Source organism: Paeniglutamicibacter sp. NPDC091659 (genome assembly GCF_044756805.1).
Lineage (GTDB): Bacteria > Actinomycetota > Actinomycetes > Actinomycetales > Micrococcaceae > Paeniglutamicibacter.
In genome coordinates this window covers 151,144-171,370 of sequence record NZ_JBIVTO010000011.1, presented here as the reverse complement: position 1 = coordinate 171,370, position 20,227 = coordinate 151,144, and the positions used below count along the sequence as shown (strand labels likewise).

General features: G+C 61.9%; 25 protein-coding genes. 10 read left to right on the top strand and 15 right to left on the bottom strand.

What is annotated here, in order from left to right; all coding sequences use genetic code 11:
• Positions 1-310: 310 nt before the first annotated feature.
• Positions 311-1,024, bottom strand: coding sequence for a hypothetical protein (locus tag ACIQLF_RS18280; RefSeq protein WP_400301574.1), 714 nt, complete (start codon positions 1,022-1,024; stop codon positions 311-313).
• Positions 1,025-1,035: 11 nt separating this feature from the next.
• The gene (locus tag ACIQLF_RS18275) at positions 1,036-1,431 is read right to left on the bottom strand and encodes an EcsC family protein (protein WP_400301571.1); all 396 of its coding nucleotides are present in this window, start codon (positions 1,429-1,431) and stop codon (positions 1,036-1,038) included.
• Between the two features lie 325 nt (positions 1,432-1,756).
• On the opposite strand from ACIQLF_RS18275, the gene ACIQLF_RS18270 reads away from it, so the two are divergent.
• Entirely contained in the window at positions 1,757-1,960 is a 204-nt protein-coding gene (locus ACIQLF_RS18270; protein ID WP_400301569.1) for a cold-shock protein, read from the top strand.
• Positions 1,961-2,169: 209 nt separating this feature from the next.
• Here ACIQLF_RS18270 and ACIQLF_RS18265 read toward each other — a convergent pair whose 3' ends face one another.
• The 6 genes from ACIQLF_RS18265 to ACIQLF_RS18240 form a co-directional block, all read right to left on the bottom strand.
• Positions 2,170-2,583, bottom strand: coding sequence for a PRC-barrel domain-containing protein (locus ACIQLF_RS18265; RefSeq protein ID WP_400301566.1), 414 nt, complete (start codon positions 2,581-2,583; stop codon positions 2,170-2,172).
• Between the two features lie 33 nt (positions 2,584-2,616).
• Positions 2,617-3,048: a CBS domain-containing protein gene (locus ACIQLF_RS18260; protein ID WP_400301564.1), complete on the bottom strand. Its 432-nt coding sequence runs from the start codon at positions 3,046-3,048 to the stop codon at positions 2,617-2,619.
• A gap of 1,155 nt (positions 3,049-4,203) precedes the next feature.
• The gene (locus ACIQLF_RS18255; protein ID WP_400301561.1) at positions 4,204-4,413 is read right to left on the bottom strand and encodes a hypothetical protein; all 210 of its coding nucleotides are present in this window, start codon (positions 4,411-4,413) and stop codon (positions 4,204-4,206) included.
• Between the two features lie 682 nt (positions 4,414-5,095).
• On the bottom strand, positions 5,096-5,377 hold the full coding sequence (locus ACIQLF_RS18250) for a hypothetical protein (protein ID WP_400301559.1): 282 nt from the start codon (positions 5,375-5,377) through the stop codon (positions 5,096-5,098).
• Between the two features lie 29 nt (positions 5,378-5,406).
• The gene (locus tag ACIQLF_RS18245) at positions 5,407-5,706 is read right to left on the bottom strand and encodes a Rho termination factor N-terminal domain-containing protein (RefSeq protein WP_400301591.1); all 300 of its coding nucleotides are present in this window, start codon (positions 5,704-5,706) and stop codon (positions 5,407-5,409) included.
• A complete protein-coding gene (locus ACIQLF_RS18240) occupies positions 5,706-6,173 on the bottom strand; it encodes a hypothetical protein (protein WP_400301556.1) in 468 nt (155 codons plus the stop codon). The genes ACIQLF_RS18245 and ACIQLF_RS18240 overlap by 1 nt, the downstream gene beginning before the upstream one ends.
• Before the next feature lie 273 nt (positions 6,174-6,446).
• Between ACIQLF_RS18240 and ACIQLF_RS18235 the strand changes: the two genes are divergently transcribed.
• Entirely contained in the window at positions 6,447-6,674 is a 228-nt protein-coding gene (locus ACIQLF_RS18235) for a helix-turn-helix domain-containing protein (RefSeq protein ID WP_400301554.1), read from the top strand.
• Between the two features lie 40 nt (positions 6,675-6,714).
• Here the strand turns inward: ACIQLF_RS18235 and ACIQLF_RS18230 are convergent, their stop codons facing one another.
• Positions 6,715-6,963: a hypothetical protein gene (locus tag ACIQLF_RS18230; RefSeq protein WP_400301551.1), complete on the bottom strand. Its 249-nt coding sequence runs from the start codon at positions 6,961-6,963 to the stop codon at positions 6,715-6,717.
• Between the two features lie 869 nt (positions 6,964-7,832).
• On the opposite strand from ACIQLF_RS18230, the gene ACIQLF_RS18225 reads away from it, so the two are divergent.
• Both ACIQLF_RS18225 and ACIQLF_RS18220 read left to right on the top strand, forming a co-directional pair.
• Positions 7,833-8,504 (top strand): PRC-barrel domain-containing protein, encoded by a 672-nt coding sequence (locus ACIQLF_RS18225; protein WP_400301548.1) that lies wholly within the window; start codon positions 7,833-7,835, stop codon positions 8,502-8,504.
• 180 nt (positions 8,505-8,684) lie between these two features.
• Positions 8,685-8,870: a CsbD family protein gene (locus ACIQLF_RS18220; RefSeq protein WP_400301546.1), complete on the top strand. Its 186-nt coding sequence runs from the start codon at positions 8,685-8,687 to the stop codon at positions 8,868-8,870.
• 468 nt (positions 8,871-9,338) lie between these two features.
• On the opposite strand, the gene ACIQLF_RS18215 is transcribed toward ACIQLF_RS18220, so the two are convergent.
• Positions 9,339-9,497 (bottom strand): hypothetical protein, encoded by a 159-nt coding sequence (locus tag ACIQLF_RS18215; protein WP_400301543.1) that lies wholly within the window; start codon positions 9,495-9,497, stop codon positions 9,339-9,341.
• Between the two features lie 764 nt (positions 9,498-10,261).
• On the opposite strand from ACIQLF_RS18215, the gene ACIQLF_RS18210 reads away from it, so the two are divergent.
• The 3 genes from ACIQLF_RS18210 (at position 10,262) to ACIQLF_RS18200 (ending at position 12,331) form a co-directional block, all read left to right on the top strand.
• Positions 10,262-11,344, top strand: coding sequence for a YbdK family carboxylate-amine ligase (locus ACIQLF_RS18210; RefSeq protein WP_400301540.1), 1,083 nt, complete (start codon positions 10,262-10,264; stop codon positions 11,342-11,344).
• Positions 11,345-11,652: 308 nt separating this feature from the next.
• Positions 11,653-11,922 carry a DUF1016 N-terminal domain-containing protein gene (locus ACIQLF_RS18205; protein ID WP_400301538.1) on the top strand — a complete coding sequence of 90 codons (270 nt, stop codon included), beginning with the start codon at positions 11,653-11,655 and terminating at the stop codon, positions 11,920-11,922.
• A gap of 133 nt (positions 11,923-12,055) precedes the next feature.
• Complete coding sequence (locus tag ACIQLF_RS18200) at positions 12,056-12,331, top strand: PDDEXK nuclease domain-containing protein (RefSeq protein WP_400301536.1); 276 nt, start codon at positions 12,056-12,058, stop codon at positions 12,329-12,331.
• A 91-nt stretch (positions 12,332-12,422) separates the two neighbouring features.
• Here ACIQLF_RS18200 and ACIQLF_RS18195 read toward each other — a convergent pair whose 3' ends face one another.
• Positions 12,423-12,944: a hypothetical protein gene (locus tag ACIQLF_RS18195; protein ID WP_400301534.1), complete on the bottom strand. Its 522-nt coding sequence runs from the start codon at positions 12,942-12,944 to the stop codon at positions 12,423-12,425.
• Positions 12,945-13,072: 128 nt separating this feature from the next.
• On the opposite strand from ACIQLF_RS18195, the gene ACIQLF_RS18190 reads away from it, so the two are divergent.
• Complete coding sequence (locus tag ACIQLF_RS18190) at positions 13,073-13,351, top strand: hypothetical protein (RefSeq protein ID WP_400301531.1); 279 nt, start codon at positions 13,073-13,075, stop codon at positions 13,349-13,351.
• A gap of 643 nt (positions 13,352-13,994) precedes the next feature.
• Complete coding sequence (locus ACIQLF_RS18185; protein WP_400301528.1) at positions 13,995-14,180, top strand: CsbD family protein; 186 nt, start codon at positions 13,995-13,997, stop codon at positions 14,178-14,180.
• Between the two features lie 329 nt (positions 14,181-14,509).
• Here the strand turns inward: ACIQLF_RS18185 and ACIQLF_RS18180 are convergent, their stop codons facing one another.
• The gene (locus ACIQLF_RS18180; protein WP_400301525.1) at positions 14,510-14,767 is read right to left on the bottom strand and encodes a hypothetical protein; all 258 of its coding nucleotides are present in this window, start codon (positions 14,765-14,767) and stop codon (positions 14,510-14,512) included.
• 399 nt (positions 14,768-15,166) lie between these two features.
• Here ACIQLF_RS18180 and ACIQLF_RS18175 point away from each other — a divergent pair, with 399 nt between their 5' ends.
• Entirely contained in the window at positions 15,167-16,294 is a 1,128-nt protein-coding gene (locus tag ACIQLF_RS18175) for a YihY/virulence factor BrkB family protein (RefSeq protein ID WP_400301522.1), read from the top strand.
• 500 nt (positions 16,295-16,794) lie between these two features.
• Here ACIQLF_RS18175 and ACIQLF_RS18170 read toward each other — a convergent pair whose 3' ends face one another.
• From ACIQLF_RS18170 to ACIQLF_RS18160, 3 genes are read right to left on the bottom strand one after another with little or no spacing between them, the layout of a single operon-like run.
• Complete coding sequence (locus ACIQLF_RS18170; protein WP_400301519.1) at positions 16,795-18,345, bottom strand: tripartite tricarboxylate transporter permease; 1,551 nt, start codon at positions 18,343-18,345, stop codon at positions 16,795-16,797.
• On the bottom strand, positions 18,345-18,989 hold the full coding sequence (locus tag ACIQLF_RS18165; RefSeq protein WP_400301517.1) for a tripartite tricarboxylate transporter TctB family protein: 645 nt from the start codon (positions 18,987-18,989) through the stop codon (positions 18,345-18,347). Before ACIQLF_RS18165 ends, ACIQLF_RS18170 begins: the two co-directional genes overlap by 1 nt.
• Positions 18,986-19,966: a Bug family tripartite tricarboxylate transporter substrate binding protein gene (locus tag ACIQLF_RS18160; protein ID WP_400301514.1), complete on the bottom strand. Its 981-nt coding sequence runs from the start codon at positions 19,964-19,966 to the stop codon at positions 18,986-18,988. The genes ACIQLF_RS18165 and ACIQLF_RS18160 overlap by 4 nt, the downstream gene beginning before the upstream one ends.
• Between the last annotated feature and the right edge of the window lie 261 nt (positions 19,967-20,227).

Below are 20,227 nucleotides of genomic sequence, written 5' to 3'. Positions count from 1 at the left end.
ACGGAAAACGCACCCCGGTTTTTGAGCTTTCGACACAGGATGCGCACGCACCGCACACTAACAGCACAGGACCCTGACAGAAGTCTTCTGGTCAAGTAGCGGCACGCATCTGGAAGGCATCTTAGTGTCGTAAGCCGATCCCCAACCGCGAAGCTCATCTGCCAAGAATAAGGCGATCAAGTATCCGTAAACACGGCGAAATCACGGCCTTCGAAATCCCGTAGATCCCGCCCGAAATATTGTCGCGGAAACCGCGCCCAAACGCTGCGTGTAAGCCATCCGCAATCTGCTCCTTGGAACCGCCTTAGGCTCACCGGTAGTAGGCGGCGCCAAACCCGTAGATGTCGATGACTTTGGCAGCAGGGATGCTCCGTCCTGAGGGCAGGCCGGACGCAAAATCAACGGTCGGGTAGGCAGTCGCCAGCCCGTCAATTTCTCTTTGATGGGTCTCATAGAACTCTCCGATGAGTTCCACGGTGTTCTCTCCGAATTGGGAGAACACCGTGCGTCTGCCTGCCGCCTTGGCAATGGCAGAAAAGGTCTGCATGAAGTATGAATCCAGGGAGGGGAAAACGCCCCATACTCCCATCATGGTCTTGGTGACCAAGGTGATTCGTCGTCCGCCTTCCGGCAGCAAGGCAGCGCCCAGCTCCTGGTACACAGAAACCAACAGTTCCTGGGTCCGCTGCTCGCCGAACTGTGCCGGGGTGAGGCCACTCATTTCCGGCGTATAGCGTTCAATCACGTCAAGCGCCTGCAGGTAATGCCGAGCATTGGTGTTCTTGAACAGGTACGACGAGCCGCGCAGCATCCCCCAACTGGCCAAGTAATATCCCAGCTGCATGCAACTGGCCTGCCGGTCCCCTCGTACACGCTCCAAGTCTGCAAAATGCTCAAAACAGAAATCCCACGACAGAACCCGGGCATGGCTGCCGACTCCCCCGGGACCACCCATAAAACTCTCAACGACAGAAGATATCCTGCCTGCATCTGAGTCGCGGCCGCCGTGGTCATCAAGACTCACTAAACGTTGGGTCACTGAGAACCGACCTGAATTGGGTGGAGGTCGGGTCCGCCCACCTCGTCAAGCACGCTGATCACTTCGTCTGCGTCATCCGAGCCATCCTGGCCGAGATCAGGCAACAGGCCGTGTACTTCCTCATCAGCGAGGCGAGGGTTCTTCTCCAGAAGGAAACGCCGACGGTACGCAATGTCTGCGGCGTCAAAGATCGACTCCAAGGTGGCCCAGTTGAAGGCGCCACCAATGGCGATCCCGGCTACGGGTACGATCTTGCCAAGCCCCTGCTTGGTGAGACGAGAGGTGAACTTACTCGCAAAGCGCTTGGAGACCTGAGCGACAACAGACTTGTCCAGGACCGCCCAGCTCTTGCCTCGTACGAGTGCTTGGGTGAGCTGCGAGATGTCGGCCATCGCGGCGGTCTTCGCGCTGACTGCGAAAGATCGTCTCTGGAAAGGCCCGGCATCCCGATTTACTTCCATGACGGGGAATCGCTGACTACAGTCGTCTTTGCAAGTCCGGAGTGCGGCTCACCGCAAGATCCACCTTGTGGCAAGCCGATGAACGGGCTCGCGTCCAGGTTCCCTTGGAGGCCCGTGCATTGAAGCGGTGATTGCCGGCATTTCAGCATTGTTCCTTGCCCTCACGAATAGCCGAACATAGCATTGCGGCAGGGAGTAAATCCCTCGCAACCGGCTTCCGGCCGGTTGCGAATCAAGGCCACAGAAGGACGCAACGATGGCAACAGGTACGGTCAAATGGTTCAATTCCGAGAAGGGCTTCGGCTTCATCGCTCCCGATGATGGATCTGCGGATGTTTTCGCCCACTACTCGGCCATTGCCAGCAGCGGGTACCGCTCCCTGGAAGAGAACCAGAAAGTTGAGTTTGATACCGTCCCGGGACCCAAGGGGCCACAGGCAGAAAACATCCGCCCGATATAACCCGCCGTCCCGGTCGTTACCCTGACGGCGCACTGCATCCCGGTCCGTGAATCCGAAGCGGAACCAACCGGACCCTGCGTTTGGCCCAGGTGGCCCGACCCTGGTTCGGAAACGGCGAAAGGCTTCAGCCATTCAGAATCGCTGAAGCCTTTCGATGCAATCGAGGTTGTCACCCACCTGCGTTATCCATGCGGTGAGCGTCTACGACGCTAGTGGCGGTAGTTCGGGTACCGGTAGCCGGGCGTCCAGTAGGGCACGTATCCGTAGTACTCCAGGATGCTGCCGTATGTCGCGCGTTCCCGGACCAGGCTGGGATCGTAGGGTGGCGAGCCGGCGATGTGGCTGCGGGTCTGGTCGATCCGCACTTCGTCGTCGGTGATGGCGGTGATGGAATCGACCGGTATGAAGGTCTTCTCCCGGCCGATGCCCAGGAATCCCCCCGAAGCGACTTCGATGAACCGCACCTTGTGCTCGGTGTCATCGACAAGCAGGTCACTGACCTTGCCGATGTCCTCGCCGTCCTTGTCCTTGACGTGCCGGTCGCGGATGTCCTCTTCCGCGTTGGCGACCGTTTCGCCGCTGTCGCTGAGTCGGATCAGCGTGCCGGTGTCTGGTGTCTCCATGGTTGTTCTCCTTCTGCCTGTGGACGAAGATGATCAGGTGCGGGCAGCGCCGGGCTCGGAGATCTGCTCAACCAGGTCCCCGATGCGGTCCCCGGGAAGGGTGCGTGCTGCGTCGGCTTGGGTGAGCATGCCGACCAGGTCGTGGCCGTCGATCACTGGAAGCCTCCGGACATTGTGTTCCTTCATGGTTGCCAGTGCCTCGCTGACATCGTCGTCGGCACCGATGGTGAGGGGCTTGCCCCGGGCCAGCTCGCCGGCCGTCATCGTCGTCGGGTCCCCGCCTTCCGCGATGCAGGCGACAACGATGTCCCGGTCTGTCAGCATGCCCTTGAGGCGGTTGTCATTTCCGCAGATGGGCATGGATCCGATGTCGAAATCGCGCAGCTTGCGGGCCGCGGCGGCGAGCGTTTCGTTCTCGCCGATGCACTGGACATTGCCGGTCATGATTTCGCGTGCAGTGGTCACACTGATCTACCTCCTGGCTGGGGTTTCGGCCGTGGTGGCCGCTCCGCTCCCTGAAGCAAGACCCCGTATCCGGGCAGGTAACTGCTGTGAGGGCGGGAGATGAACTGTGGTTCTTCCTACGCTAGGCACATGGTGATCGGATGTCGAGGTTCCCTGTCTGTCTGGGGGATATGGAAGCGAAAGCGGGCGGATGGGCCAAAGGAAGCTGACAGCGAGGCCGTCCGATGGACACCAGCAGCAACTTCGGCAACGGATTTGAGAACACGTTTGCCACCATCAGGGGTGGTCAAGGTCGAACCTTCGCCGTCTTCGATGTGTGCGATCCGCTTGAGGGTTCCGTGGTGCGCCCACTGCCGCTGCCCCGACTCGGCTCCGGAGTCCGGAGTCCGGAACGACACGAGTCTCTGCTGCGGTGCGCAGCGCACCTGCCAAACAGATCGAACGGAGCCAGCCGGCCGCGCAAATGGCTGGGAATGTATGAATCCAAGCGATCTGCTCGAAGGACCTGATGCGGCATCAGACATCCAGTCGACCTGCCGGCGAGAAAGACCAGCCGTGCCAGGGCTGAAGCAGGGGCAACGTACGCACGCTGCGCACCTGCGGCCGGTTTGACCAACCCAAAGAGGATGAGCGGGCGGGGAGCGTGTCTTGAATTGGGCGCCCCGCAAGCCGATGATGAAAATTACCAACGAAGAGAACGAAGGTGAGTTACATGCGTGGAAGCAACCTTGTATGGACAATCGTGGGTGTTCTGGTCATCGTTGCCTTGATCATCTGGATCGCTTCCGCGATCTAGGACATCTTCCCGAAGCGGTTCGAAGTAGCCCACCCAAAGGTGGAGAAACTACTTTAGGAAAGCCTTGGAACACAAACATCACTGGTGCTCCAAGGCTTCTTGTCCATGCTGGACTTGATGGTGCCTGTCATTTTATGGACCCTTCGCGGGGGCCTTGCACGATCCGCCTTGCCTAACCGGATAAACGGACTCTCGCCGCAGGTCCTTGGAGCTGGACAAGCTCATGATGCGCTCCACTAGCACCATGATCAAGGCAGCCTCCGGAAGGGGCGGCATCCATGGCACCCCTCGCATGCCAAGGCATTCGTGCGGGTTAAAATCTTTGCCTCCCCCTGCGGGTTTGGCGGCGCTATCTCCGCCTAGGGTGCGGTCAGCGCCTGGTGCTCGTCCGCCGTTGGAGTGGCCGCGTTCCAGGACGGGCTTTTGGCTTCGTCCACCTGGGCCATGGGTACCCCGTATTCCAAGGCGGTCTGCACGATTGCATCCAGCGTCTCTTCGCGTTCCCGGAGCAGCACCCGCGCGGAGGCCACGTCCTCGGCCGCCGCCCGGATCAGATCCAGCTGGTTCATTGTTCTTCCCCTTCCGTGGCACCGGGTTTCGCGGGCGATGCGGCACCCGACGTCGGCCCGAGACAGAACCCCGGCATGCGGTTTGGCATCGCCCTCGGCCATGGTTCGGGCAGTGGATCCCCACCAGGGGCCGCTGCCACCACCGACCTGTTCTGCCGGCCCGAAAGACGCCTAGACGTTCGGTGCCGAAGCGTGCAACGATGGCCAAGAGGCACCTGAGACTGGTTTCGGTTCTGTCCCTTCATTGCGTACCGATCCGGTTGGACTTTTGGCTCTCAACACCGAGGAGCACCTGTGCTAGCGAAGGATTCCCAAGGGTTAGGCCGCTCATTCGTTCACCAGGGCGACACCCTGCCCGCGCACGAACCTGTTCCCGAACCGCCGTCTCCCCCGTTGCCGGGGCCGGATCCCTTTTATCCCCCGGCTCCGCCGCCGGACACTGATCCCGACCCGCTGTATCCACCGGCGCCGGGGCCGTTGCCCGATCCGGCACCGATCCCGTACCCCGACCCCAGACCCGATCCGACCTGACATCCATGGCATTGCCCGGGCGGTGGAAGGTTGTCGGTCGCTGGGCTACGGGTGCGGACCGCAACCTGCAAGAGATGACACCCCCAAGGTCTCCGCCGAGGCCCCGATCCGGCGCTTGCACGGACCGCCCGTTGATCCTTTGCTGAACCCCCTATCCTTCTTCGTCGTCCGGGGGCGCGACATCGAAGGGTTCGAGTTCGGGTTCGAGGCCTTCCTCGTTGATCACCGGGATTTCTTCCGCCCCGGCACGGGCCTCGTGGCCGGATCCTTCGTCGACCAAAAGCTCGGCGTCCCGCAGCGGGTCCACGGCGTCCAACGTCCGGGTGTCATCTGAAGATCCTTCGGCCACGGGCTGGCTTTCCCGTCCGTCGAAGGGTTCGTCCACGGTTTCGTCGTCGTGGCCGGGCTCGAATTCGGGGGTTTTCGTTGGCATCGGGGCCTCCTGGCGGTGGGTGGGTCCTGCTATGAATGGCGCAGGGATTTGATCAGTTCGCTCTTGCGCTGCTTCGAGTATCCGGTCAGGCCGATTTCCTTGGCCCGTGTTCTAAGCTCGGGAACCGTCCAGTCCTCGTAGTCCCCGGCTTGACCGCCCCGCGTGGCCACGGCCCTGCGGCCGTCGCGTGCAGCGGCGTTGGCGATACGTGCGGATTTCTGCTTCGAGTTTCCCGCCTCCCGCAGTGCCTCGTAGAGTTCTTCGTCCTTGATTTGCGGGTTTTCCGACCTTGGCAGCCGTGGTCCTCCGATCAGCCGACCTGGTGGCATCAATACCGTGCAGCGTCCCCGCCATCCCCTTCGTCCCGGGTTTTGCGGGGTTGTTCCGGCCTGTTGGGATCGCCAGACTGTTCCTCCGGTGCGCCGGTGGCCTCGGTGCGGTGACGTCCACTTGTTTCGGTTTCAACCTCCGGATCGAGGGAGTCTGCCTTCATGGCTTGTTCCTCGGCTCGCGACTGGGCTGATTGGGCCTCCTCGGCCTGGATACGGGCCTCGTCGCGGAGGCGCTCGGCGTCAACCTCTGCCTGCTGTGCGTCGGCTGCCGCTCGGGCGGCCTTGGCTTGGCCTTCGCGTGCGTTGCGTTCCTCGGCCGCAGCACCCTGGCGGAGGTTCTCCGCCTTTTCGTGGTCCTTGGCATGCTTCCAGTGCCGGCCAAAGAAAAGCGCCAGGGCGATGATTGCCAGGACCACGACGATGAGAATGATGGTCCATGTTAGCTGGCCCGAGTCCATGATCATTGACCTCTTTTTCAATGGAACCGAAGGGGATAAGACCAGTAAAGCGCAAAACAAGAACGGTTGCTACGGCAGTGCAGCTGCCTTTCTCCGCTATTGGTGGCGGCAGGATTGGGATGGCATCCATCCCAACCACGGGCCCCGCACGCCGGGAACAAACCTCTGTTGCTCGCGGGAGGTTTGTGTTTACGATGAGCACAACGTTGCACCTGTGGTTGAAGGTACACGTGTTCACCGCTCCGTCGTGGGGACGACGGACAAACGGATGGGGACGTCATGGTTGATCTGCAGAGGTTCGAGAACGCGCACTATCTCACGGTGTCCGAGGTGGCCGTGTCGATGCGGGTGTCGAAAATGACCGTCTACCGGCTGGTGCATGCCGGGGAGCTGCCCGCCGTGCGGTTCGGCAGGTCCTACCGCGTGCCCGAACTGGCGGTGGAGGAATACCTGGTCGCCGAGCAGCACGCGGCCACGTCGCCGGCTCACCACCCGGCAACCCCCTGAGGTGAAGGGCCAACGACCAGGGTGCTCATCCCGACAAGGGCTAGGCCTCTTGGTGGTAGGTTCCGTTGACGATTTTTCCATCCGACCCCTGGTGCACGTCGGTGAAGTCAAGGATGCGCGTTCCCTCGACGGCCAACCACCCCGTCGGGCCGTATTCGGAAAGCACCTTGCTGTATCCGCTCTCGGGGACGCTGATGATCTGAAGCACTCCGCTGGGAAGAACCTTGTACCCGGTTCGCGAGGTGTGGTCCTCGCGATTGCCTCCGTGATGGGTGACCTTGTAGCTCATCGGTTCCTCTTTTCGCCGTGGCGAACCTGCCTGGTTGGCAGGTTGAGATCGAACCCTACCAACGAATACCCCGGCAGGACCCTGCCACGCCCAAAGCGCCCCTTCACCTTCTCGATTTGTCCTTCTCGGCCGCATCAGAATTCTCGGGGTTTCCCGCCTGCGCAGGCTGGCGGCGATCTGGTGCGGGCCGGGGCCGGCGGAAGGGTCACTGGGTCTACGAGGCAATCGACATGCCGGGGAGCAGCCCGGCATGCTGGCAACAGGGCCGATTTTCCGGCCCGGCACCGGTCAAGGCCAGTGCGCACCAAGGCACTGAGTCGTCAGCGCCGGGACAATGCACCGGCGGCTCCGGACGCCGCCAGGTGAACGTGCCACCGGGTTTGCCCCACCTTGCTGTTCGAACGAACGCCATGTCGGCCACTTCAGCTTGTTGCCCGCCACACACTGAGTTGTTCGATACGGAGAAAACACGCGACGATTGGCATTCGCCCGAAGGTGTGTGCCCCATCGAAAATCGGGCCCTCCCGGGGGCGTTCCCGCACCGTCTGGACCCAGCACAACTCACGATCCGTTTCCGCGGCTGAAACCCCGATGCAGGAATTCGGAGGAAAGCACCAAGCATGGTTCATGCCGTTCCAACAGGTTGCCGCTGTTGCCTCGCTGTCCATCCGGAAGCGTTCGGGAGGCGACGGGTTGGGAAAATCGCTACGCCCAGGGGATGCGCGGCCCAAAAGACTCCCGAAACCCGTTGGGTTCCCTTGATCGGCACGGTACCCGGTGGTCTGATGGATGCGTAGGCTTCGTGCCGATTCCCCAGACCGCATCTGACGGATCGGCGCGCCCAAGGATTTTCTCGAAAGGGCACCATCATGCTGAGCCATGAAGAGCTCAAGGGCCTGCTGGAATCCAATGCCAAGGTCTTCGGATCGGACGGCGAGATGATCGGGACCCTCGGCCACATCTACCTCGATGACCGGACCGGCATCCCCGATTTTATCGCCGTGCATACGGGATTCCTGGGAAGCACCGAAAACTTCGTGCCGCTCAACGACGCCGAGGTATCCAATGGAAACCTCTATGTGAAGTTCCCCAAGGATTTGGTGAAGGACGCACCGGACATCGATCCCGCCGGAGGCTTGAGCGCAGAGGACGAAAAGTGCCTCTACGACTACTACTCCCGGGCCGGGGTGGGAAGCCTGGAGGCCACGACCGGGCTGGATCCCCGGCAGCCCAACGACGGACATGACGCGCGGGAGAAACCGGATGCCACCGCCCCGGAGGAGCACACCGTCCACGTGGTTCGGGAAAGGCACGTGATCCGCGTTGCGGGTGTGGTCCACGACGACTTTGCCCCCGGGCACCCGCGCCTGCGCAAGGATGCCGTCTCCGAGCATGGGGAACACCGACCCGATTCGGTGGACGACCCGATGCTTCCACGATTGGGTCCTGTACCCGGACAAGACACCGAAGTGCATGTGGACAGCACGCCCGAGCGACCAGCATCCAGGCGAACTGGCCGCACCGATCATCTGGGCCCCTAGCGGAGCTGGGGCGTGAACCTCTTGGCGGGGGGTCACTCATTGCAGCCTCCCGCCCACAGTCGTTGGCAACAACATTGCCGACCCGCCGGGCCCGGCTTCCGCGCCGCGAGTGATCCGCGTGGCGGCCAGTAAATTGGTCCGGCAATCATTTCCGCAACCACGAATCAAAGGAGTATTGCCGTGGGCATCGGAGACAAGATCAGCAACGCGGCCAAGGACGCCACGGGCAAGGTGAAGGAGAAGGTCGGGGATGCCACCGACAACGAGAGCCTGCAGGCCGAGGGACTCAAGGACCAGGCCGTGGCGAAGGCCAAGCAGGCCGGTGAGCACCTCAAGGACGCGGCCAAGGACGTGACCGACAAGTAAGCCGGATGGGCCGGGCTCGGGATCTCTGACCGATCCGAGTCTGCGGAATCGGGGACTCCGCTGCACTGTGCGGCGGGGTCCCCGGTTTTCTGTCTGGCCCATTCTCCGGCCGGCTCGCATGGACCGGGCGGACCTGCCAACCGGGTTGAAGTTCCGGGGCCTTACTTCCTCGGCACGGTGTGCCTGCGATGAATCATGGACAAGGGTCCTCCGACCATGTTGAACCCCACGGTAAGGATGAAGGCTCCCCCTCGGTGCAAGGGAATGCGGCAGGCGGGTCCACCCCGTGATTAGGCGCAGACCCGCCCCGCCCCGCCTCCACGAATCCCGTCTCGGGGTCGATGACCTCACCTGCGGGACTCTCCAAGCCGGGGCTGGTTTTCGGTGGCGCGGCCATTCTGACTGGCCACAGGTCGATGGCCACGTCTCCTTGGTATGGGCGCCCCGTTCCGGCCGGGGCTATTCGTGCTAGGCGCTGCGGTGGCCCGACATCGATCGCATGATGAACATGACCGCGGAGACGATGAGGCACACAATGCCCACCCAGAGCAAGAACTGGAGGGACTGGACGAAGCCGCCGGTGAACAGCAGGATGACGGCCACAATGGCAATGATGATGGGCAACATGACGAACACCTTTCTGGTGCATGCTGGAACAAAACGTCACCACCATGTTAATCCCGTGGACAGCATGCATCCATTGCCCATTCCCGACTTTTTGCAGGCTTCACGTTCCGTGGGCTCGGTCCCGTTGCGATTTTCCCAACTCGGATCCGGCCACAAGATGTGTGGGTCGGCAGGCCACCGCCTGGGCTATTGAATGCCTCGTTTTCATGCTCCATCATTGACATGCGCAATACGAGCGCCACCCGAAAACGTCTTCTTTTTCGAAGGAACTCTCCGAGGACAAGCCCATGAAAGCATCACATGTCATTGCGGCTGGACACCGCACAAGCCCGCCATCGTCACCTCCAAACGAACGCACCAACGCCTTGATCCAAATGCACGGAGCGCATCCGACCTGCGATCTCTGCGAAACAGACGATTATCTGGTTTATGAGCGCGTCCGTGCGGTAAGAAATCCCGCCGGTGGTGGGCCGGCCGTGTGGGAAGTCGACTGTTGGTGCGGCAACTGCGAAACGTTCTACGGTTTCCGGACAACCAGCCCGCCCAAGGATCCCCAGATGGTCCTCGAGCGGATGGGCCCGCTCGGCGGCACAGGGCCGATCCGACACCCATAGACTCCCGAACTCACTCGTTCACCGTATAACCATCGTTCGCGATCGCCTGATGCTCCAACGATCCACCGGCCTGGCTCCCATGTTCGAGGGAACCGGAGCCACGCCGCTTCCAAAGAATCCGAACTCGCCAAGCGAAAGTAGGTACACACCATGCGTACCTTTGGCATGGAGGAAGAATTTTTCATCATCAACCCGATCACCGGCCTGCCCTGCGCACCGCCGGCCTCGGCGAGGACCGAACTGCTGGAACTCACGGTGGGCGGTGCCAACACCGTCGGCGAATTCCTCGCCTGCCAGGTGGAAAGCAACAGCCCGGTCTGCACAGAGGGTGCCGAGGCCCTGGCCACGGTGCGAAACTACCGGACGGCTTTGTCGCGGGCGACGATCGAGCTTGGCCTCCGGGTGGTTGCGCTGGGCACTCCCCCGCGCATCCCCGACGCCCCGGCCGTGGTGACCCCGACCGACCGGTACCGGGCCATCACGTCTCTGTGCGAGGGAATCGCCACCGAGCATTATCTCTCGGGCCTGCACGTTCATGTGGGCATCGAGGACCCGGACTCCGGCGTCATTGCACTGAACGAACTGCGCCGATGGCTCCCGGTCCTGACCGCCTGCGGGTCCAACTCGCCCTACTGGCGCGGAGGCGACACCGGCTTCGCTTCTTGGAGAAACATCCACTACCGGCGCTGGGCCATCCAGGGCATCCCGCCCCACTTCCTTAACCTGCCGGACTACCATCGGCGGATGCAGGTCATGCTCGACTCCGACGTCGTGCTGGATTCCGGGCACATCAGTTGGGGCGCGCGGCTCTCCACGCGCTACCCCACCGTGGAGGTTCGCGTAGCCGATGCCCAGATGAGTGCCTCCGGCACCGTCCTGCTCGCCCTGATCGTAAGGTCTCTGGTGGACACCAGCCTCAACGGTGCGCCCCCGGTCATCCCACCACTGGCGGATGCACTGGACCTAGCCCAGTGGCAGGCGGCCAAGTTCGGGCTGCAAGGCAACCACGTCGACCCGCTTGACGGGAAGAAGACCTCGGCGGTGAACATGCTGCGCAGCCTGATGGACTACATCCAGCACGCCCTGAAGCGGAACGGAGACGCCGAGTACGTCTCAGCGGGTCTGACCCGGCTCGTCGACCAGGGCACCGGGGCCGGCATCCAACGGGACCGCTTCCGCCACGGGGGATTCAACGCCGTGCTGGACGAAGCAGAGGCCGCCATCGCTAATTAGAAAACCCACGCCGCCCGGCGGCGCAACCGAATCCAAACACCGGCTGGGCCGGCGCCTCGCTACTCCGTCCGCTCCCGGCATCAAGTGCCGAATGAAATCGTTGAGCCGGATGACGCATACGACCCTGTTGGCTTGCTTTCCCTGGGAACCGACAAAGCAGAAGGATCTTTGCCTTTGTCGCCCAGGAGGCCGCCGGTAAACTGCTCACCACGTCCACCACCAGTTCCCTCGCTCCCGACGGCTACGCACAATTCCTCACCGACCTGAAGGACCACGTCCGCTCGGCGAAGGTGCAGGCCCAACCGATCGTGAACACCGCCCTCATCGACCTGTACTGGAACATCGGGAACCGGATCCTGGCAGAGCAGGAGCGCCAGGGGTGGGGAAGCGCCGTCATCACCAGGCTCGCCGAGGACCTGCGCCGGGAATTCCCGGACATGACCGGACTGTCCCGCAGCAATCTACAGTACATGCGTGCCTTCGCAGCCGCATGGCCTGACTGGAACGCAAATGTCCCACAGCCTGTGGGACATTTGCCGTGGGGCCACATCCGGGTCGTGCTGGACAAGCCCCCCTGAATTCCCGCGACTGGTACGCATCCGCGACCGTGGAACACGGCTGGTCCAGGAACGTCCTGATGAACATGATCATGAACAAGACGCTCGAACGGACCGGCACCTGGCAAAACAGGATTCGGAACTGGTGCAGCAAATGGCCAAGGACCCCTACGCCCTGGAATTCCTGGGCCTCACCGGGGAGATCGCCGAACGGAACCTCGAGCAGGCCCTCATGGACCGCATCGTGGAAACCCTGCGCGAGCTCGGACCCGGATTCGCATTCGTCGGCCGGCAGGTCCACTTCGACGTGGACGGCGACGACTTCTACCTCGGCCTGCTCTTCGTCCACGTGGAGCAGCTGTGCTACGTCGTCGTCGAACTGAAAACCGGGAAGTTCCAGCCAGAGTTCGCCGGCAAGCTCCAGTTCTAGATAACCCTTGTCGACGTCAAGCTGCGCCGGGCATCATTCCGCTAGCGGTCGCCCGATCTAAGTGGAGACGACTTTGGAAAATGACAATTGCTCAGCCGGAAACTGAATCGGCCTCTGCAACAGCAGCTAGAGCCGTATCTTCGACGCTCAACATCACACTGCTGTCCCGACGGTTGAAGAGGTATGTAGTAATCGTCCGGCCGCTGGCTTCCCAAATGCAAGGCGGCGTCCCTTCCTTGTCCCACGGATGATCCTGTTTTCCAAAGAGTTCGGAGAGCTGGATCCGTAGTTCGTTGAATCCGCTTTGAGCAGCTGGACCGCCGGATTCTTGAGTGCTGTAAAGCTGGACGGTCACACCGAGGAACTCCTGGTTATACGTGTCCCATGAGCCAAGCACTTGTATGCCGAGGCCGATGTCCAGCTCGGTCATCTGGTGTGGTGATTCTTCGTTCTCTAGCTCGTATCGGATCCCTGATTTGAATCCAAGGTGCGCGAATAGGATTTCGCGTTCTTCATCGGACCGTGGCCAAGGCTCGTCGAGCAATTTCTTGACGAGCTCCACGACGGTGCCAGGCTCGGGATTCAATTCCAATACAGGGTCGGTCTCGGACATAGTGTGAGCTTACCTCGCAAGAATTGAGACATAGTCTCTTATGGGTTCCACTTAAGGAAACGTGAACAGCGCGAAAAACAATCGTTTTCGGTCAACGCACACACCGATTATTGTCATTTTCGATTTAGATGAAGATCGATATTAAATCAATTTCGAGAACAGCTGCACAGGCGTACTGCTACCGTAAAAAACCTCGAGACGAATCTGAATCGCCGATCAGCGGAGACAACATGACCACTCGTATCAGCCGGAATCAAACCGTTTGGGTCTTGCTCGCCATTGCCATTACCGGGTTCGCTGTAGCCATTGCTGGCTACGGATACCTGATTGCCAGCAGTTGCGGGTCATCTGGGGCCGCAGAATTCTTCTCCGCTTTCCGCGCCTTCCACACCCCGGCAGGGTGTTAGAACCGGCAATTTTGGCTTAGCTATCAACAATGGGATACAACGGTCAGTTTCCCCATTGCAAGCGAAGACGAGCGGGCATGGACTCCTTTCCAACACGACGATGTCCCGCGGAGGGTTCGTCAAGGGTGGGGCTCAATTGCGTTTCCTGCCCGAAGTTTTAGACAGAGGATGTCATTTCATATAGCGTTGCATGCATGCAGGCATCCCCCAAGAGTCTGCATAACTGTATTCGGGTACCCCAAGCACCCGAATACGCAAGAGCCCCGCCGGTGACCCATTCAGTGGCGGGGCTCTTTCACGTCCGGAAGGTTCCGGTGAGAATCAGCTTCGAGACGCGGAACTCTCTGGCGTGTTTCGAAAGTGATGCATTGTGGCCGCGTTGCATTCGGTCCCGAGTGAGCCGGTGAACGGATCGAAACCCGGTGTCTTTCGTGCCCCCAAGACAGGAAAGCCGACCGGCGGCGTGGACCTGCCGCTGCGCACAACGCACGAGCCTAGCCTAGTCAAATGCCGTTAACAAGACTTGTTGTTCGTTCGTGGCAAGCATCACAATAACTAGCTAGGCTAGCTAAATTCCCAGCGTTTGATCAGAAACGGGACCTAGGGTCGAAAAGGTAAGCCAGATCATCGAAAGGAAACCCACATGGGACTCGGAGACAAGATCAGCAACAAAGCCCAGGAAGTAGCCGGCAAGGTCAAGGAAGTCGCGGGCAACGCCACCGACAACCCGGACCTCAAGGCAGAAGGCCACAAGGACCAGGCCGCAGCGAAGGCCAAGCAGGTCGGCGAAAACATCAAGGACGCCGCCAAAGACCTCAAGGACAAGTAGCCCTGCCCGGTCGCTACTCACCGTAGACGGCCGAATCCCCTTCGGGGTACATTTGGCGCCACAACTAAATAGCGTGCATTCGCTCTGGAAGGGTTATGTACGCCACCCAATAAATAAGCCCCACCCGATTCCGCAAGGAAAGGGTGGGGCTTACTTACTGTCGGCTGTTCCCGCCGAAATTGATATCCTGTCCGGGGCGCAGCCTCTTGGGGACCCTGCGCAGGTCAGCGGGGAAACCATTTCAATGGCCTTCTCACGGACGCCGGCCCCACCCGATCCTCGAGGCAGCCTAGGGGCTATTCGTCGCTCCCCCGACAGCCGACCGGGACTCAGGGGCCGGTAACGATGGTGGCCTCGACCGACTTTGCCCGGCTTATGCCGGTGATTTCGACGCCGTTTCCGTTTGGAAGGTTCGCCGTCCAAGCCGCATTTGGCGCCTGGCTCCACGTGAGGATTCCAAATTCGACTTCGGCCGCATCCTTTGCTTGAAGCAAGCCTTGATATGTTCCGAGATTTTCCTCATGGGCCGGATGAACAAACCGGGCACCGAGCCGGGGGCCGTACGTGACCCGGTAGAGCATGCACATTCGGAATCCCTTACGTTGGTCGCGGAGGCCGATCGCTGATCAACCTTTACACCGATCCTACCCAGATGAAACGCGCAGCCATGGTCGGCACACAAAATGGAATGCGCACACGTCAATGTCTCTTTTCATTGCCGCCCGGGAACCCCCGCGAGGCTCCAGGCGGGCGTCCCCCGGACCATGGCCTCCCCGCAACGTTGGTGTGGGGCAGTGCCCGCAAGGTACAGGCGGGACACCCGAAAACCGCGTCGGTCGGCCTTGATAGGGTCCAATCACACCGCAAGAACCCAGGCCAGCGGCCCGGGAACGTCACAACGGGTGGTTGTGCAGGGCAATGGCCCATGTTTGACTGTGGGCGGGCCATGAGCATGAATCGCGAACCAACGATGATCGAGGTGCAAAATGTCGAAGCGAAGCCAAGCAACGGACGGAACCGGCACCGCGGCCGAGACTGCGGCGAAGGACGCACTGGCCCCGGAACCGGAGGACGAACGCAAGCCCGAATCCCCAAACGACATGAACGCGGCCTCTTGGAAATACGCCCTAGGACGCTCGGTGCACGAATTCTCCAGGCTCAAATGCACGGACCTCGGCGCAACTCTGGCCTACTTCGGGATCCTTGCGATCTTCCCGGCACTGTTGGCGCTGGTCTCGCTGTTGGGGATCGTCGGGCAGGCCGAGTCCACCACGCAGATGATGCTCCAGGTGATCGAGAACGTGGCCAGCCCGGAAGTGGCCACCACTCTGCAGCAGCCCATCGAGCAGCTTTCCGGCACGCGCGCTGCCGGGTTCGCTTTCTTTGTCGGCCTCGCCGGCGCCCTGTGGAGTGCTTCGGGCTACGTAGGTGCGTTCGGCCGGAGCGTGAACAAGATCTACGGCGTGGCCGAGGGCCGCCCCTTCTACAAACTCAAGCCATTAATGCTATTGCTCACCGCTGCCCTGTTGTTGGTCACCGCGCTGATGGCGGTCATGCTGGTGGTCTCCGGCCCGGTGGCCCGTGGCATCGGCGAGGCAGTGGGACTGGGCGATGAAGCCTTGACGGTGTGGAACATTGCCAAGTGGCCGGTGCTGGTGCTCTGTGCCGTGGGGTTGATCGCGGCACTGTACTACGGAACCCCGAACGTCAGGCAGCCCAGGGTGCGTTGGCTGAGCCCGGGCTCGGTCGCGGCGCTGGCGGTGCTCTCCCTGACAACCTTGGGCTTCTTCTTCTACGTCTCCAACTTCGGGAACTACAACAAAACCTACGGCACCATCGGCGGGGTGATCGTATTGTTGCTCTGGCTGTGGATCGCAAACCTCTCGCTCCTCTTTGGCGCGGTGCTCGATGCGGAGACCGAGCGGGCCCGCCAATTGCAGGGAGGCATTGAGGCCGAGCGCTCGCTCCAGCTGCCCCCGCGCGACATCTCAGCCAGCGACAAGGCGCTGGCCAAGGAGAAGGCCGACATCGACCGCGGACACCTGCTGCGCCTCGACGCGCAGGACGAGGCCCGCGCCAAGCAGCAGGCAGAACAGGCCAACGCTAGCGAATAGGGGCATGTGAAAAAGTGAAGTATCCGACGCCGACGCGGATTTCCGCCAAAACGGACAGCTCCAGACATGTAATCTGTCCGTTTCGTCGCCAGGGAACCCGTCTTCACGGGGATTGTGTGTAGTCAAGGCCATTGCCTTGGCTCGCACACGGCAAGCACTACACTGCGACCCTATGGATCCTCCGGGCCAAGGGAAATCCGCGGGCCCTCACGATCGTTGCCGGGCGCTATGAGGTATTGGCACCGGAGACTCGACGAATTCACAAACCCCAAGCATGCGAAGGCCCCGCCTGCAGGAATCCTTTCCACAGAGGAGAAGTATTCTGATGAAAGGCCCCAGGACACATCTGTCGACTTGACTCGAGTGAAATACGGGCGTTCGCAACACAGACCGTCCTGGGGCTAAATAGCCAACAGCCGATAATGCACATATAAAACTGCGCGCATACGTCCAGGCGCTGTGGGGCATCGGTCCGCCTAGCCGATGCCCCGTGGTCTTGGCTAGGCGGAGACGTCCGCGTCGTACGTTGCCCGCTTGGTGTTGGCCAGGCGGTTGATGTGGCGGTGGCGCAGGTGCTGGAATGCACTGACCAGCAGCGCCGCGGCGAGCACCAGGTAGAGCGTCAGCGTGATCGGGCTGCCGACCAGGATCCCCAGGTCGCCCTCGGACACGGCCAGTGCGCGGCGCAGTTCGGTCTCGGCCATGGGGCCGAGGATGACGGCGATCAGCACCGGGGCCAGCGGGATGTTGAAGCGGCGCATCATGAAACCGACCAGGCCCACGCCGGCGAGCATCCACAGGTCGATGACCGAGGAGCTGATCGCATAGACGCCCAGCATCGAGAAGACCGTGATCCCGGCGTAGAGGTAGTGCTTGGGGATGGTCAGCAGCTTCGCCCACACGCTGGCGAACGGCAGGTTGATCATCAGCAGGATAAACAGGCCGATGAACAGCGAGGCCAAAAGCGCCCAGACCAAGTCCCCGCTGCGCTCGAACAGGAGCGGGCCCGGCTGCATGCCGTACTGCTGGAACGCGGCCAGCATGATCGCCGCGGTGGCGGAGGTCGGCAGGCCCAGGGCCAGCAGCGCGCCCATGGCGGTTCCTGCCGTTGCGTTGGCGGCCGCCTCCGGGGCGGCAAGGCCGCGGATGGAACCGGTCTTGCCGAACTCCGGGTCGTTGCGGCGCTTGGCCAGCTGCTTCTCCGTGCCGTAGGCCAGGAAGGTCGGGACCTCGGCGCCGCCGGCGGGAATGAGCCCGAACGGCGCTCCGAAGGCGGTTCCGCGCAACCAGGCTGGCAGGGCCTTTTTGAAGTCGGCGAAGTTGAGCCTGGCCCGTCCGCCGGATTTGACCTGAGTCACCAGAGGATCGCGGTGGATGCGGGAGGCGACATTCAGGACCTCGCCGAGCGCCAGCAGGCCGACGGTGATGACGATGACCGATATGCCGTCAAATAGTTGCGGCATGCCCAGGGTGAAGCGTGCAGTGCCGCTGGGGCCGTCGATGCCCACCAGTGCCAGCGCCAGTCCGATGCCCAGCGCGGCAACGCCGCGGATCACGGACTCGGCCACGACGGCGGAGATGGCCAGGAAGGCGAAGACCGCCAGCGCGAAGTACTCGGCCGGACCGAACACGGTGGCGAGCTTGACCAGCGTCGGGGCAAAGAACACCACGAGCACCGTGGCGATCAGGCCTCCGATGAAGGCGCCGATGGCGGCGGTGGCCAGTGCCTTGGCCGCATGCCCGTTCTTGGCCATGCGGTGTCCCTCGAAGGTGGAGGCGATCGCCGAGGAGTTCCCCGGGGTGTTGAGCAGGATACCCGAGGTGGAGTCGCCGAACAGTCCGCCGAAGTAGATTCCGGCGAACATGATGAACGCGGCGGTGGGTTCCAGAGAGAAGGTGACAGGCAGCAGCAAGGCCACGGCCATGGCCGAGCCCAGGCCCGGAAGCACGCCGACGGCGGTGCCGAGAACCGCGCCGATCAGCACCCAGAGGAGGTTCATGGGCGTCAACGCATGGGAGAAGCCCTCCATGAGTAGCATGAGTTGATCCATTAGAGAATCCCTCCCAGGAAGCCCGAAGGCAGGTTCAGTCCAAGTCCGGCGCTGAAGGCCAGCTGGGTGCACGAGGCGAAGATGATGGCAACGCCGAAGTCAAAGAGCTTGCGCTTGCTGCCCAGGGCGTAGGAGATGATCCAAAAGAGCATCGTGGCGCTGAGGATCCAGCCGACGGGGTTCAGGATGGCAATGAAGAGCACGACGGCGCCGAAGACCAATGAGGTGGTGCGCCAATCCGAGAAGGTTTTCCAGGTCTTGGCCACGGATTCGCCATGATCGGCGGGGGCGGCCGCGGGGATCGTGGGAACGGGAGAAATCTGGGCAATGTCGCGGAGCATGTCGGCGGAGAATTCCCCGTGCCCCGGGTGGACCCGGTTATCGGGCACATTGGGTTTGCGCAGGATCTGGACGGCCAGCAGCGTTCCGCTGAGGAACAGAACGAGGCACACCAGGATCGGGAAGAGCCGCGGTCCGGGAGAGGCACTGCCTTGCACGTTCATCTGCGCGGTGCCGATGGCCAGGAAGATGCCGATGGCGTAGAGCAGTCCGACGACGATGAATTCGCTGCGTCCTGACCAAAACCCTCCCCTGCGCCGCGGAACGTTTGCTGAGTTTTCGTTTTCTTCCTTGGTGACGGTCACAGTCCCAGCTCCTTGACGATGTCTTTGGCGGTGGCCACTTCTTCCTCGATGAATCCCGCGAATTCATCGCCGGTGGAGAAGGTGTCCGTCCAGTTGTTGCGTTCCAGGGATTCCTTCCAGAGGTCCGAGGCATGCATTTCGGTGATGATCTCCACGAAGACTGCCTTGGCTTCGTCGCTGATGCCGGGTGCTGCGACGACTCCCCGCCAGTTGGACATTGAAGCATCAACGCCCTGCTCGATGAAGGTGGGGACATCCACGCCTTCCAGCCGCTCGGGGGAAGAGATGGCCAGGGCGCGCAGCGTGCCGGCCTCGATCTGGTCACTGACCTCGTTGTAGCCGGACATTCCGGCGGCCGTGGTGTGTGAGAGCAGCGAGGTCAACGCCTCGCCGCCGCCTGAGTAGGCAACGTAGTTCACCTTGGTCGGGTCGATGCCGACTTTCTGCGCGACCAACCCGCTGAGCAGGTGGTCGATCGAGCCCAGTGATCCACCGCCGATCGAGTTGGCTCCCGGGTTGGCTTTCCACGCAACCAAGAAGTCATCCAAGCTCTGGAAGGGGGAATCGGCGGGCACCACCAGGGCGGCGTAGTCGTCGGCCAATCGGGCAATGGGAACCACATCGGCCATGGATTCCGGGTTGTCGGCCAACGCGATGGCCCCGACCATTACTCCGCCGGTGACGAGCAAAGCGTCCTCGCGACCCGGGGTCTGAACAAACTGGCTCAATCCGATCGTGCCACCGGCACCCGGAACGTTGACGACCTGTGGGTTGTTGACGATTCCCGCTCCGCGAAGCGCCTGCTGGGATTCGCGGGCGAATCCATCCCATCCTCCGCCCGGGGCTGCGGGGGCTATGAGTGTGAGCTTGCTTCGTGCGGTGCTGGTGCCGCCAGATAGCGCGGCGTTGATGAACGCCAGCGCGGCGACGACAACCACGAGGAGGCCAAAGAGGCCGGTGAGTATTGGCTTTTTCATGTTTCTCGATCCGTAACGGCTTCGTTGGTCGGTCAGAGCGGTTGTGCGACAGCGGTCAATGACCCACCGAGCGCGTCCGAACGATTCTGGATACGCTTGTACACAATGAAATACTTTTATACCCGTGATTCCCATCACATGCAATTCTATGACGCCCCGGCGGGGGCGGGGGGGCGGGGCCCGCCGGGCGCGGGCGGGCGGCGCGGCGGCCGGGGGGGGCGGCGGGGGGGGGGGGCGCCGGCCCCGCGAGGTTGTTGTTTT

Bases quoted from the DNA above. Each gene is read 5' to 3' on its own strand.
- ACIQLF_RS18235 (WP_400301554.1), top strand. From the start codon at position 6,447: ATGGTTGATCTGCAGAGGTTCGAGAACGCGCACTATCTCACGGTGTCC.
- ACIQLF_RS18275 (WP_400301571.1), bottom strand. From the start codon at position 1,431: ATGGCCGACATCTCGCAGCTCACCCAAGCACTCGTACGAGGCAAGAGC.
- ACIQLF_RS18210 (WP_400301540.1), top strand. From the start codon at position 10,262: ATGCGTACCTTTGGCATGGAGGAAGAATTTTTCATCATCAACCCGATC.
- ACIQLF_RS18160 (WP_400301514.1), bottom strand. From the start codon at position 19,966: ATGAAAAAGCCAATACTCACCGGCCTCTTTGGCCTCCTCGTGGTTGTC.
- ACIQLF_RS18250 (WP_400301559.1), bottom strand. From the start codon at position 5,377: ATGCCAACGAAAACCCCCGAATTCGAGCCCGGCCACGACGACGAAACC.
- ACIQLF_RS18270 (WP_400301569.1), top strand. From the start codon at position 1,757: ATGGCAACAGGTACGGTCAAATGGTTCAATTCCGAGAAGGGCTTCGGC.
- ACIQLF_RS18245 (WP_400301591.1), bottom strand. From the start codon at position 5,706: ATGCCACCAGGTCGGCTGATCGGAGGACCACGGCTGCCAAGGTCGGAA.
- ACIQLF_RS18185 (WP_400301528.1), top strand. From the start codon at position 13,995: ATGGGACTCGGAGACAAGATCAGCAACAAAGCCCAGGAAGTAGCCGGC.
- ACIQLF_RS18170 (WP_400301519.1), bottom strand. From the start codon at position 18,345: ATGGATCAACTCATGCTACTCATGGAGGGCTTCTCCCATGCGTTGACG.
- ACIQLF_RS18215 (WP_400301543.1), bottom strand. From the start codon at position 9,497: ATGTTGCCCATCATCATTGCCATTGTGGCCGTCATCCTGCTGTTCACC.
- ACIQLF_RS18240 (WP_400301556.1), bottom strand. From the start codon at position 6,173: ATGATCATGGACTCGGGCCAGCTAACATGGACCATCATTCTCATCGTC.
- ACIQLF_RS18200 (WP_400301536.1), top strand. From the start codon at position 12,056: ATGGCCAAGGACCCCTACGCCCTGGAATTCCTGGGCCTCACCGGGGAG.
- ACIQLF_RS18230 (WP_400301551.1), bottom strand. From the start codon at position 6,963: ATGAGCTACAAGGTCACCCATCACGGAGGCAATCGCGAGGACCACACC.
- ACIQLF_RS18195 (WP_400301534.1), bottom strand. From the start codon at position 12,944: ATGTCCGAGACCGACCCTGTATTGGAATTGAATCCCGAGCCTGGCACC.
- ACIQLF_RS18225 (WP_400301548.1), top strand. From the start codon at position 7,833: ATGCTGAGCCATGAAGAGCTCAAGGGCCTGCTGGAATCCAATGCCAAG.
- ACIQLF_RS18265 (WP_400301566.1), bottom strand. From the start codon at position 2,583: ATGGAGACACCAGACACCGGCACGCTGATCCGACTCAGCGACAGCGGC.
- ACIQLF_RS18175 (WP_400301522.1), top strand. From the start codon at position 15,167: ATGTCGAAGCGAAGCCAAGCAACGGACGGAACCGGCACCGCGGCCGAG.
- ACIQLF_RS18255 (WP_400301561.1), bottom strand. From the start codon at position 4,413: ATGAACCAGCTGGATCTGATCCGGGCGGCGGCCGAGGACGTGGCCTCC.
- ACIQLF_RS18190 (WP_400301531.1), top strand. From the start codon at position 13,073: ATGAAGATCGATATTAAATCAATTTCGAGAACAGCTGCACAGGCGTAC.
- ACIQLF_RS18180 (WP_400301525.1), bottom strand. From the start codon at position 14,767: ATGTGCATGCTCTACCGGGTCACGTACGGCCCCCGGCTCGGTGCCCGG.